General features: G+C 72.1%; 11 protein-coding genes. 7 read left to right on the top strand and 4 right to left on the bottom strand.

The genetic code is table 11. From position 1 onward, the window contains the following. Nucleotides 1–51 precede the first annotated feature (51 nt). Nucleotides 52–1,524 (bottom strand): NAD-dependent malic enzyme, encoded by a 1,473-nt coding sequence (locus E1165_RS24370; protein ID WP_132394078.1) that lies wholly within the window; start codon nucleotides 1,522–1,524, stop codon nucleotides 52–54. A 182-nt stretch (nucleotides 1,525–1,706) separates the two neighbouring features. Here E1165_RS24370 and hflX point away from each other — a divergent pair, with 182 nt between their 5' ends. Both hflX and E1165_RS24360 read left to right on the top strand, forming a co-directional pair. Next, nucleotides 1,707–3,158 carry a GTPase HflX gene (hflX, locus tag E1165_RS24365; RefSeq protein ID WP_132394077.1) on the top strand — a complete coding sequence of 484 codons (1,452 nt, stop codon included), beginning with the start codon at nucleotides 1,707–1,709 and terminating at the stop codon, nucleotides 3,156–3,158. A 50-nt stretch (nucleotides 3,159–3,208) separates the two neighbouring features. Further along, on the top strand, nucleotides 3,209–5,119 hold the full coding sequence (locus tag E1165_RS24360; protein WP_132394076.1) for a hypothetical protein: 1,911 nt from the start codon (nucleotides 3,209–3,211) through the stop codon (nucleotides 5,117–5,119). A 57-nt stretch (nucleotides 5,120–5,176) separates the two neighbouring features. On the opposite strand, the gene lexA is transcribed toward E1165_RS24360, so the two are convergent. After that, nucleotides 5,177–5,959: a transcriptional repressor LexA gene (lexA, locus tag E1165_RS24355; protein ID WP_132394075.1), complete on the bottom strand. Its 783-nt coding sequence runs from the start codon at nucleotides 5,957–5,959 to the stop codon at nucleotides 5,177–5,179. 558 nt (nucleotides 5,960–6,517) lie between these two features. Between lexA and nrdR the strand changes: the two genes are divergently transcribed. The 5 genes from nrdR to E1165_RS24330 all read left to right on the top strand — a co-directional run bounded on the left by nrdR (nucleotide 6,518) and on the right by E1165_RS24330 (nucleotide 11,476). Beyond that, nucleotides 6,518–7,000, top strand: coding sequence for a transcriptional regulator NrdR (gene nrdR, locus E1165_RS24350; RefSeq protein WP_132394074.1), 483 nt, complete (start codon nucleotides 6,518–6,520; stop codon nucleotides 6,998–7,000). A gap of 65 nt (nucleotides 7,001–7,065) precedes the next feature. After that, nucleotides 7,066–9,948: a vitamin B12-dependent ribonucleotide reductase gene (locus E1165_RS24345; RefSeq protein WP_132394079.1), complete on the top strand. Its 2,883-nt coding sequence runs from the start codon at nucleotides 7,066–7,068 to the stop codon at nucleotides 9,946–9,948. Between the two features lie 104 nt (nucleotides 9,949–10,052). Beyond that, on the top strand, nucleotides 10,053–10,295 hold the full coding sequence (locus E1165_RS24340; RefSeq protein ID WP_132394073.1) for a DUF5522 domain-containing protein: 243 nt from the start codon (nucleotides 10,053–10,055) through the stop codon (nucleotides 10,293–10,295). 329 nt (nucleotides 10,296–10,624) lie between these two features. After that, on the top strand, nucleotides 10,625–10,819 hold the full coding sequence (locus tag E1165_RS24335; protein WP_132394072.1) for a hypothetical protein: 195 nt from the start codon (nucleotides 10,625–10,627) through the stop codon (nucleotides 10,817–10,819). Nucleotides 10,820–10,936: 117 nt separating this feature from the next. Then, complete coding sequence (locus tag E1165_RS24330) at nucleotides 10,937–11,476, top strand: hypothetical protein (protein WP_132394071.1); 540 nt, start codon at nucleotides 10,937–10,939, stop codon at nucleotides 11,474–11,476. Nucleotides 11,477–11,507: 31 nt separating this feature from the next. Here the strand turns inward: E1165_RS24330 and E1165_RS24325 are convergent, their stop codons facing one another. Next, a complete protein-coding gene (locus E1165_RS24325) occupies nucleotides 11,508–12,191 on the bottom strand; it encodes a metal-dependent transcriptional regulator (protein WP_132394070.1) in 684 nt (227 codons plus the stop codon). A gap of 4 nt (nucleotides 12,192–12,195) precedes the next feature. After that, nucleotides 12,196–12,425: hypothetical protein (locus E1165_RS29590; protein ID WP_207917027.1), on the bottom strand; the 230-nt coding region annotated here is incomplete at its 5' end.

Below are 12,425 nucleotides of genomic sequence, written 5' to 3'. Positions count from 1 at the left end.
GTTCGGTGCCGTCAACTTCGTGATCAACCCGCTGGGTGGCGGGGCCGGTGGTCAGGGGGTGGCGCTGGCGTTCGCGGCGAGTTCCGGCAGGTCGGCCGGGCCCGAGTCGGCGGCCGGAGCCGGCGTCGCCGCCGGGTTCTGGGCGGCGGCCCGCACCGCCGCCGCCACGGCGGGGGCGACGCGGGAGTCGAAGACGCTCGGCACGATGACCGTGGGGTTGATCTTGTCCTCGCCGACCACGTCCGCGATGGCACGGGCGGCGGCGATCGCCATCTCCTCGGTGAACTCCTCGGCGTGCGCGTCGAGCATGCCGCGGAACACGCCCGGGAACGCGAGCACGTTGTTGATCTGGTTCGGCTGGTCGGAGCGGCCGGTGGCGACGATCGCGGCGTGCTTGCGGGCCTCCCGGGGATCGACCTCAGGGTCGGGGTTGGCCAGCGCGAACACGATCGCGTCCTTCGCCATCGCGGCGATGTCGTCGCCGGTGAGCAGGTTCGGCGCGCTCACCCCGATGAAGACGTCCGCGCCGCGCAGCGCCCCCGGCAGGTCACCGGAGTAGTCGTCCTTGTTGGTGTTCTCCGCCAACCACTGCCAGGCCGGGTTGAGCCCGGTCAGGCCACGGTGCAGGGCGCCCTGCCGGTCGCACGCGACGATGTCGCCGACGCCCTGGCGCAGCAGCAGCTTCATGATCGCGGTGCCGGCCGCGCCGGCCCCGGAGACGACCACCCGGACGTCCTCCAGCCGCTTGCCCACCACACGCAGCGCGTTGGTCAGCGCGGCCAGCACGCAGATCGCGGTGCCGTGCTGGTCGTCGTGGAAGACCGGGATGTCCAGCGCCTCGCGCAGCCGGGCCTCGATCTCGAAGCAGCGTGGCGCGGCGATGTCCTCCAGGTTGATCCCGCCGTAGGCGGGCGCGATCGCCTTGACGATCGCCACGATCTCGTCGGTGTCCTGGGTGTCGAGCACCACCGGCCAGGCGTCGACGCCGCCGAAGCGCTTGAACAGCGCCGCCTTGCCCTCCATCACCGGCAGCGAGGCGGCCGGCCCGAGGTTGCCCAGGCCGAGCACCGCCGAACCGTCGCTGACCACCGCGACGGTGTTGCGCTTGATGGTCAGCCGCCGGGCGTCCGCCGGGTTCTCCGCGATCGCCATGCAGACCCGCGCCACCCCCGGGGTGTACGCCCGGGACAGCTCGTCGCGGGTGCGCAGGGACACCTTCGGGCTGACCTCGATCTTGCCGCCGAGATGCAGCAGGAAGGTCCGGTCGGAGACCTTGCGGACGTCCACGCCGTCGAGCGCGCTCAGCGCGTCGACCACCTGGTCGGCGTGGCTGGCGTCGGCGGTGTCGCAGGTCAGGTCGACGATCACGCTGGTCGGGTCGGAGTCGACCACGTCGAGCGCCGTGACGATCGCGCCAGCCTCACCGACGGCGGTGGTCAGCCGGCCGATGGAGGAGGCGTCCGCGGGTACCGCGATTCGCATCGTGATCGAGAATCCGGCACTCGGCAGTCGGGTGATGGCCACGGGAAACCTCCGTCATCGCTGAGCGGCTCGACTCGCCTTTCTACCCGCCCGCCCACCTGGGCCGACACTCGCCCCCGCTACCAGTGGGTAGCGCCATAACACCCGGGGCATATAGCGGGTGCGTCCGGCGTTCGCACATGTCAGGATTGCTTCCTACGTCACCAAACGGACAGGAGACCAGTTTGCGAGAGCAGGAGACCTACGTTCCCTACGAGGACGACGAGCTCGACGCCACCACCGGCGAGTTCGAGCTGTCGGAGCGGCAGGCGCTGCGGCGGGTCCCCGGCCTCTCCACCGAGCTCACCGACATCACCGAGGTCGAGTACCGCCAGCTGCGGCTGGAACGGGTCGTGCTGGTCGGGGTCTGGACCGAGGGTACCCAGGGCGACGCCGAGAACTCCCTCACCGAGCTGGCGGCGCTGGCCGAGACGGCCGGCTCCCAGGTGCTCGAAGGGCTGATCCAGCGGCGCAACCGCCCCGACCCGGCCACCTACATCGGCCGGGGCAAGGTCGACGACCTGGGCGCGGTGGTGCTGTCCACCGGCGCCGACACGGTGATCTGCGACGGTGAGCTGTCCCCGTCCCAACTGCGGAACCTGGAGCAGCGCACCAAGGTCAAGGTGGTCGACCGGACGGCGCTGATCCTGGACATCTTCGCCCAGCACGCCAAGAGCAAGGAAGGTAAGGCGCAGGTCGAGCTGGCCCAGCTCGAGTACCTGCTCCCGCGCCTGCGCGGTTGGGGTGAGACGCTGTCCCGGCAGACCGGTGGTTCCGGTCGTGGCGGCGGCGCCGGCGGCGGCGTGGGCCTGCGCGGCCCCGGTGAGACCAAGCTGGAGACCGACCGGCGCCGGATCCGTACCCGCATCTCCCGGCTGCGCCGGGAGATCAAGGGCATGAGGACGGTACGCCAGACCAAGCGCGCCCGCCGTTCCCGCAACGCGGTACCGGCGGTGGCCATCGCCGGCTACACCAACGCCGGTAAGTCCAGCCTGCTCAACCGGCTGACCGGGGCGGGTGTGCTGGTGGAGGACGCGCTCTTCGCCACCCTGGACCCGACCACCCGCAAGGCCACCACCGCCGACGGCCGGCTCTACACGCTCTCCGACACGGTCGGGTTCGTCCGGCACCTGCCCCACCAGATCGTCGAGGCGTTCCGCTCGACCCTGGAGGAGGTGGCCGAGGCCGACCTGGTGGTGCACGTCGTCGACGGCACCCACCCGGATCCGGAGGAGCAGGTCCGCGCGGTCCGCGAGGTGCTCTCCGAGGTGGGCGCCGACCGGCTGCCGGAGTTGCTGGTGGTCAACAAGACCGACGCCACCGACGAGGAGACGCTGCTGCGGCTCAAGCGACTCTGGCCGGAGGCGGTCTTCGTCTCCGCGCACAGCGGGCGCGGGATCGACGGGCTGCGCGAGGCCGTCGAGGGGCGGCTGCCCCGCCCGGCGGTGGAGGTCCGCGCGGTGCTGCCGTACGACCGGGGCGACCTGGTGGCCCGGGTGCACCGGCAGGGCGAGGTGCTCAGCACGGCCCACCTGCCCGAGGGCACGCTGCTGCACGTCCGGGTCGGTGCGGCGCTCGCCGCCGAACTGGCCCCGTTCCAGGTGGCGCAGGAGCACGCGGGCGCCGGGGCGCGATAGCGCTCCCCGGCGTCACCCGCCGGTCCGCGACGGCATGCGACACTGGCGGAATGCGCCGCGCTGTTTCCTCGGTCACGGTTGCCCTCGGCCTGCTGGGGGCAACCGTGACGTGGTGCCCGGTCGCCGCCGCGGCACCGGCCGCCTCCGCCCCCGCCCCCAAGAAGCGGTGCACCGTCGAGGATCCCCGGCTGGACGAGCTCTCCGGGCTGGTGGCCACCAGGACCGGCTACATCGTGATCAACGACGGCTCGCTGGAGGAGAACCGCAAGCGGGTCTTCTACCTGGACACCAAGTGCAAGATCGCCAAGGAACCCGTCCGCTACTCCGGCGCCGGCCCGTTCGACACCGAGGATCTCGCCGTCTCGCCGGACGGCAGGACGCTGTGGATCGGCGACATCGGCGACAACCCGGGCAAGGAGCGACGCAGCCGGATCGCGGTCTGGACGATGCCGATCGGCGGCGGCAAGCAACCGGTGCTGCACCGGCTGTCGTACCCGGAGCAGAAGCCGCACGACGCCGAGGCGCTGCTCGTCGGGGCCGACAACCTGCCCCTGGTGATCACCAAGGTGCCCAGCGGCAAGGCGGAGATCTACACCCCGACCGGCCCGCTGAAGTCCGGCGACACGGCACCGGCGCCGATGAAGAAGGTCGGCGAGATCGCGCTGCCGCAGACCAACACCGACAACCCGCTGAACATCTTCGGCCGGGTGGCGATCACCGGGGCGGCCCGCTCGCCCGACGGCACGAAGGTGGTGCTGCGCACCTACGCCGACGCCTTCGAGTACGACGTGACCGGCGGCGACATCGTCGGCGCGCTGACCACCGGCAAACCGAAGGTGACCGCCCTGGCCGACCCGTTCGGCGAGGCGATCTCCTACAGCCCGGACGGCAAGACCTTCCTCACCGTCTCCGACGCCGGCGAACTGGCCGCCGACGACCCGATCGACATTCTGGCGTACACGCCGTCGACCACGGGCGCGGAGGCGCTGACCGGCCCGGCGGACACGAAGGAGTCGGCGGCGGAGAAGTCCTGGTTCGATTCGCTCACCCTGGACCAGATGACCTACCTGTTCGGGGGTGTGGCGGGCGTGCTCGGCGTCCTGCTGGTCGGCGCGGGGATCTTCGGCATCCTGCGGTCGCGGCGGCGGCCCGCGCCGGCTGACGACGGGGCGGAGCGGGACGGCGGTGCGAAGCGCGACGATCCGCTGTCGTCGGCGGCGATCGACCGGAGCCCTCGGGCCGAGGGGGGCGGCCGGGCCGCGTCCGGCGGTGTCTACGGCGGTGCGCCCGCGGGCGGCGGCGTGTACGGTGCCGCAGCGGCCGGGGCTGCCGCCCGTCCGGTCAAGGGTGGCGCGGTCTACGGCGGCGCTGCCCGCCCGGCCGACGCGGCTTCGGCCCGTCCGGCGGAGACCGGAGCGCCCGCCGCCCGACCGCCCGCCGTCGGGGGCCGTCCCGGGGGCGGCGCCTACAGCGGCGGTCGTCCGGCGGGCGGTGCCGTCTACGGCGGGGCACCCGGGGGGCCTCACCCTGAGGGCGGCACGCGGCGTGGTGGCGCGCCGGCCGGTCCGCCGGCAGGTGTGCCGCGTGGTGGTGCGCCCGCCGGTCCGCCGGGTGGAGTGCGGCGTGCCGGTGCGCCGCGTGGTGGTGTGCCTCCGGCGGGAGGGCCCGCCGGTCCGCCGGCAGGTGTGCCGCGTGGTGGCGCGCCCGCCGGTCCGCCCGGTGGAGTGCCGCGTGCCGGTGCGCCGCGTGGTGGTGTGCCTCCGGCGGGAGGGCCGGCCGGTCCGCGTGGTGGTGCGCCGGCCGGTGGCGGGGTCTACGGCGGCCGGGCCCAACCCCCACGCCGCGAGCCGGGGCCGCGGGAGCCACGTACCGGCCCGCGTCGCGACGCCGGGCAGGACGAGCCACTCGACGGCCGGTACGGTCAGCCGCCCGGCCGGGAACATCGGGGCGAGCGGTACTGACTCGGGAGACGGCGACGGGGGTGACGTCCCCGTGCAGCGGCCCCCTGCCGGGTGGGATCAGATCCGGCGGAGTACCGCGACGACCCGACCCATGATCGTGGCGTCGTCGCCCGGGATGGGGTCGAACGCCGGGTTCTGCGGCATCAGCCAGACGTGGCCGTCGCGTCGCCGGTAGGTCTTGACCGTCGCCTCACCGTCGAGCATCGCCGCGACGATCTCACCGGAGTCGGCGGTCGGCTGCTGACGGACGACCACCCAGTCGCCGTCGCAGATCGCCGCGTCGAGCATCGAGTCACCCTTGACCTGGAGCATGAAGACCTCGCCCTCGCCGACCAGTTCGCGGGGGAGGGGGAAGATGTCCTCGACCGCCTGCTCGGCCAGGATCGGCCCACCGGCGGCGATCCGGCCGAGCATCGGCACGTACGCCGGCGCGGGGCGTTGGGAGCGGCTGAGCTCGTCGTCGACGTCACCGGGGGTCCGTACGTCCACCGCACGCGGCCGGTTGGGGTCACGGCGCAGGAAGCCCTTCTTCTCCAGCTCCTTGAGCTGGTAGGCGACGCTCGACGGGGAGACCAGACCGACCGCCTCGCCGATCTCGCGGACGCTCGGCGGATAGCCCTGGCGATCCACCCAGCTGCGGATGAACTCCAGGATCCGGCGTTGCCGTGTGGTGAGGTCGCCGGCGGCCGGGTCGGGGAAGCCGCTCACCACCGGGGTGACCGGACGGACCGCCGGCTGGGCGGCCCGGCTGCGGGCGGCGCGGGGGCGCCGCGTGGCCGGCGGACCCGCCTCGGCGATCGGCTGCGGGTTCTTGTGCCGGCTGGCCCGGTCCTCGGTCACGTCCGTCCTCCCTGGTCGGCGCTGGGTGCCTTGGCGGCTCGTGGTGCGTGCGGGTTGTCGTCGGCCCGACGTCGCGCGTCGAGCCCGGCGTTCATGACCGTATAGGTGAGATCGGCCATTTTCAAACATCTGTACGACCTGTTTCGGCGTGTCGGGGCGGAATTCCTCGAATCTCGAACGCCTGTTCTGGTAAATGGTACGCGGAATCGAACGGATGTTCGATCGGTGGGTGATCGTGGGATCGGCCCGGCCCGTTGCCGCGTCCTCTCGCCGGCCGGCGGTAACCTCCGGCGGGCCGCCGCGTTGGGCCTGTCGGCGGTGGTGGCGGAGGTGACGCGCCGGACACGCCGTCAACTTGACCACGTCCGGTCGGCGGCATACGGTCGACCCCTAGATGTAGTAGTCACATGGGCGTAAGTCGCCTACAGGTTGGGTCCGACTACCGACCGCACTCCCGTACCGTCGTCAACGGCGGCGGCCCCCACCAGAGGCCCCGCCGGGTCGGCGCGTGCCCGGAGGCGGGCGGCCGGGTCCAGAGTCGATCAAGGAGGTCAGGCGATGCGGTGTCCGTACTGCCGGCACGCCGACTCCCGGGTGGTCGACTCCCGGGAGGCCGACGACGGTCAGCTGATCCGTCGCCGTCGGTCCTGCCCGGAGTGCGGCAAGCGGTTCACCACGGTCGAGGAGGCCGTGCTCGCGGTGGTCAAGCGCAGCGGTGTGACCGAGCCGTTCAGCCGGACGAAGATCATCGGCGGGGTGCGCAAGGCGTGCCAGGGCCGGCCCGTCGACGAGGACTCGATCGCGCTGCTCGCGCAGAAGGTCGAGGAGACCGTACGGGCCAAGGGGGCCGCCGAGATCCCGAGCCACGAGGTGGGACTGGCGATCCTGGGCCCGCTGCGGGACCTGGACGAGGTGGCCTACCTGCGGTTCGCCAGCGTCTACCGGTCCTTCGACTCGCTCGCCGACTTCGAGCGCGAGATCGAGACGTTGCGGGCCGCCGCGCGGGCCCGCGAGGCCGGCGCGGCCGGTCGTACCAGTTGAGTTTCGGAGTTTCTGACAGTGGACGACGCGCGGTGGGTGACCGCGCAGACGAGGGGGCGGATGATATGGCGGGGGACGGCGTGACAACGAGCCGGTCGCGGGCGAAGAACGGCGCGCTGACGGGGCTGAGGGTGCAGCGGGTCTGGACGACCGAGGGCGTGCACCCGTACGACGAGGTGACGTGGGAACGTCGCGACGTCGTGATGACGAACTGGCGGGACGGCTCGATCAACTTCGAGCAGCGCGGGGTGGAGTTTCCCGAGTCCTGGAGCGTCAACGCGGCCAACATCGTGACCACCAAGTACTTCCGGGGCGCGGTGGGAACCCCGGAGCGGGAGTGGTCGCTCAAGCAGCTGATCGACCGGGTGGTCGGCACCTACCGCAAGGCCGGTGAGGAGTTCCACTACTTCGCCACCCCGGCCGACGCCGAGGTCTTCGCCCACGAGCTGACCTGGATGCTGCTGCACCAGGTGTTCAGCTTCAACTCCCCGGTCTGGTTCAACGTCGGCACGCCGTCGCCGCAGCAGGTCAGCGCCTGCTTCATCCTGGCCGTCGACGACTCGATGGACTCCATCCTCGACTGGTACAAGGAGGAGGGGCTGATCTTCAAGGGCGGCTCCGGCTCCGGGGTCAACCTGTCCCGGATCCGCTCCTCCCGGGAGCTGCTCTCCTCCGGTGGCACGGCCTCCGGCCCGGTCAGCTTCATGCGCGGCGCGGACGCCTCCGCCGGGACCATCAAGTCCGGCGGCGCCACCCGCCGCGCCGCCAAGATGGTCATCCTCGACGTGGACCACCCGGACATCGAGGAGTTCGTGGTCACCAAGGCGCGCGAGGAGGACAAGATCCGCGCGCTGCGGGACGCCGGCTTCGACATGGACCTGGGCGGCGCCGACATCGTCAGCGTGCAGTACCAGAACGCCAACAACTCGGTCCGGGTCTCCGACGAGTTCATGACCGCGGTGGAGAACGGTGGCGGCTTCGACCTGCGCGGCCGGCTCGACGGGCAGACCATCGAGACGATCGACGCGAAGAAGCTGTTCCGTACCATCGCCCAGGCCGCCTGGGAGTGCGCCGACCCCGGCCTGCAGTACGACGACACCATCAACGACTGGCACACCTGCCCGGAGACCGGCCGGATCACCGCGTCGAACCCGTGCTCGGAGTACCTGCACCTGGACAACTCCTCGTGCAACCTGGCCTCGCTGAACCTGATGAAGTTCCTCCGCGCCGACGGCGGCTTCGAGGTGGAGAAGTTCGTCAGGAGCGTCGAGCTTGTCATCACCGCGATGGACATCTCCATCTGCTTCGCCGACTTCCCGACCGAGAAGATCGGCGAGACCACCCGCGCCTACCGGCAGCTCGGCATCGGGTACGCCAACCTCGGCGCGTTGCTGATGGCCTCCGGCCTGCCGTACGACTCGGAGCAGGGCCGCTCGGTCGCCGCGGCGATCACCTCGCTGATGACCGGTACCGCGTACCGCCGCTCGGCGGAGCTGGCCGGCATCGTCGGCGCGTACGAGGGCTACGCCCGCAACGCCGAGCCGCACAAGCGGGTCATGCGCAAGCACGCCGCCGCCAACGACGCCGTCAAGCCGGCCGGCACGGTCGCCACCGCCATCCAGCGGGAGGCCACCAAGCAGTGGACCGAGGGCAACAAGATCGGTGACAAGTTCGGCTGGCGCAACTCGCAGGCCAGCGTGCTCGCCCCCACCGGCACCATCGGCCTGATGATGGACTGCGACACCACCGGCGTGGAGCCGGACCTGGCGCTGGTCAAGTTCAAGAAGCTGGTCGGCGGCGGCTCGATGCAGATCGTCAACCAGACGGTGCCGCGTGCCCTGCGCAGCCTCGGTTACCCCGAGGAGCAGGTCGAGGCGATCGTCGAGCACATCGCCGACCACGGCCACGTGGTGGACGCCCCCGGCCTGAAGCCGGAGCACTACCCGGTCTTCGACTGCGCGATGGGCGAGCGGTCCATCGCGCCGATGGGCCACGTACGGATGATGGCGGCGGTCCAGCCGTTCATCTCCGGCGCCATCAGCAAGACGGTCAACATGCCGGAGGCGGCCACCGTCGAGGACGTCGAGAAGATCTACTTCGAGGGGTGGAAGCTCGGCCTGAAGGCGCTGGCGATCTACCGCGACAACTGCAAGGTCGGCCAGCCGCTCTCGGCGGCCAAGCCGAACAAGGCCACCACGCCGGCGCCCACCGAGACCGCCGCCGTCGAGCCGGTGGTGGAGAGGGTTGTCGAGTACCGCCCGGTGCGCAAGCGGCTGCCGAAGAAGCGCCCCTCGCAGACGGTCAGCTTCTCCGTCGGCGGCGCGGAAGGCTACCTCACCGCATCGTCGTACCCCGACGACGGCCTCGGCGAGGTCTTCCTCAAGATGTCGAAGCAGGGCTCGACCCTGGCCGGCGTGATGGACGCCTTCTCGGTGGCCATCTCCATCGGTCTCCAGTACGGCGTTCCGCTGGAGACGTACGTCAGCAAGTTCACCAACATGCGCTTCGAGCCGGCCGGTATGACCGACGACCCGGACGTGCGGATGGCAGCCTCGGTGATGGACTACATCTTCCGTCGCCTGGCACTGGACTTCCTGCCGTACGAGCGCCGCGCCGAACTGGGCATCTTCACCGCCAAGGAGCGGGCCGCCCAGCTGCGGGCCGAGGCGGAGGCGGAGAGCGGCGCGGACCTCACCGCGATGGCCTCCTCCGCCCCGGTCGAGGCGCCGGAGCCGAAGACCGGCCCGGTCGCCCAGCCGGCCCAGGAGGTCGCCGACGTCGCCGCCGTCAAGCCGGCGCCGGCGGTGGGTTCCTCCACCGAGCTGCTGGAGGCCGTGATCGGCAAGGCCGCCGACGCTCCGCTCTGCTTCACCTGCGGCACGAAGATGCGCCCGGCCGGCAGCTGCTACGTCTGCGAGGGCTGCGGCTCCACCAGCGGCTGCAGCTGACGTTCGGCCACGTGCGGCCCGGGTGGTGTACGCACCCGGGCCGCGCGCCGTCTTCGATCAACTCCAGGAGCGGGAAATCGGGGTGGGTCCGTAGACTCGGTGCGGTGGGTGGTGAACGACGACCCCTGGCGGACCGGCCGTTGACCGAGCCGCACCCGTCGCGGCTGTCGCCGGAGCGTCCCGACCGGGAACGGATCCTCGCGGCGCACGCCGCCGCGCTCGCCGCCGGGGAGGCCGGTTACCTCGACCCGGCCAGCGGGCTGTTCGTGCTCAGCGCCGGTTTCCTGGCCCGTCGGGGCACCTGCTGCGGGCGCGGCTGCCGGCACTGTCCGTACGTCGACGACTGACGGAAGAACCGGGTGCCGGTCGCGGTGGCCCGCCCTAGGTCGGGCCGGGGAGTTGCACGCCGCCCCGGCCGTGGTGGGCGTGGTCGTCTCCGTCGGGGCGGTCGGCGGCCTGCTCGCCGGGGCGCTGGCCGACCGGATCGCCGCCCGGCTCGGCCCGGGTGGTCTGGGTGGCGATGGCTGTCCCGGGGCCGCCCTACCTGCTCCCGGCCGGGCTGGGGGCTGCCGCTGTACGCCGCCGGGCTGGCCGCGTACTCCACCAACGCGGGGTTGTTCACCGTGGCCCCGGTGTCGTATCGGCAGCGGGTCACCCCACCGGAACTCTCGGCCGGGTGACCGCCGCTTTCCTCCGGGTCTGCTTCGAGGCGGTGCCGCTCGGCGCGCTCCCCGGCGGCGCGCTCGGCGCCGGGTGGGGGATGCGCCCGGCGCTGGTGGTGACCGCGCTGGGCACGTGGAGCGCCGCCCTGTTCGTGGTCGGCTCGCCCCTGCGCACGATGCGCGACCTGCCGTCGTCCCAGCCGGGCTGATCATCGGACGCGGGAGCCCGGAAGAGGGACTTCCGCACCGCCGGGGGATGCCCGTACGGTGTCCGTCGGACGTTCCGGCGGGCGCCCCCGCCCGCCGTCGATCGCGGAGGTCTCCCCGTGCGTACCCGGCTCTGTCTTGCCGTCTCGGCCGTCCTGCTGACCGTCACCGGGTGCGCGGACGCGCCGACGGCGGTGCCGGTGCCTCCGGTGGAGCCGCTGACGATCGAGGTGGCCGCGGCGTCCTCCGGGGGCGCCTGCCGTCTGCTCGACTTCGCCGTCGTCGAGGAGCACACCGGCACCCGGTTCGACGTGGCGGCGGCCAGCGACCGGGCCGACACCCGTACCTGCGTGGTCCGCGCCGGCGGCGCCGCCCTGCCGGAGCTGACCCTGACCGTGACGGACACGTCGATCGACGTGCCGACCTTCAACGCCGACGTGCTGCCGAAGGGGGCGGTGAAGGTGCCGAAGCTCGGGCAGGTGGCCTACCGCCGTACGGTGGCGAACGGCCCGGTGGCCGAGGTGGGCTGGCTGGCCGTCGAGGGCCGACTGGCCACCCTGCACTGGACCTGCGAGAAGGACACCGCCCGAGCCGAGGCCGAGGAGCTGACCGGCAGGCTGGTCGAACTGGCCCGGACGATCGACACCCGTTCGCTGTGACGCCGGCCGCCGGTGGGCCGCCCGACGTGGCTCAGTGCGCGGCGACGAAGACCCGGGACGCGACCTCGCGGGGCAGGCGGATCCGCTCGCCGGAGCGGTCGATGAACACTCCGTCGCGTTCCTGTGCCACGGTGACGGTGGCGCCCGGGTCGACCCCGGCGGCGTGCAGTTGGCGCAGCACGTCCGCGTCGGTCTGCACGCTCTCGCAGATCCGCCGGACCACCACCGGGCCGGTGAGGCCGGGGAAGGCCAGGTTGCGTTCGGCCTCGACGGTGTCGGTGCTCGGCTCCGAGCCGAGCTCCTCCAGACCCGGGATCGGGTTGCCGTAGGGCGAGCGGGTCGGCCGGTTGAGCAGGTCGTACACCCGCTTCTCCACCGCGTCGCTCATCACGTGCTCCCACCGGCAGGCCTCCTCGTGGGCCTCCTCGTAGGGCATCCCGATCACGTTGACCAGCAGCAGCTCGGCGAGGCGGTGCTTGCGCATCACGGACACGGCGGTGCTGCGCCCCAACGGGGTCAGCGTGAGGTGGCGGTCGCCCTCGACGGTGAGCAGGCCGTCACGCTCCATCCGGGCGACGGTCTGGCTGACGGTGGGCCCGCTCTGCCGCAGCCGCTCGGCGATCCGCGCGCGCAGCGGGGGCACACCCTCCTCCTCCAGTTCGAGGATGGTGCGAAGGTACATCTCGGTCGTGTCCACCAGGTCGTGGGATTTCACAGCGTCACGACCTCCTTACGGTGATGGTGGTGTTGACCGAAGAATCGGTCGTGTCCAGATCGTGCTTCACGTCAGCGGCCCTCCGGCCCACGATGCTACCCCGGCCGCCCGACAACCATGGACGTCGAATCGCCAGGTGACCGCCGCGATGGTGTTCACTGGACGCCATGTCCGGAACCGAGGTGCCGCTGATCGAGCCCGATCGGCTCGCCGCCGAGCTGGCCCTGCCCGACC

The organism is Micromonospora sp. KC723 (assembly GCF_004348595.1).
Classification (GTDB): domain Bacteria; phylum Actinomycetota; class Actinomycetes; order Mycobacteriales; family Micromonosporaceae; genus Micromonospora.
This window is presented reverse-complemented; position numbering and strand designations above follow the sequence as displayed.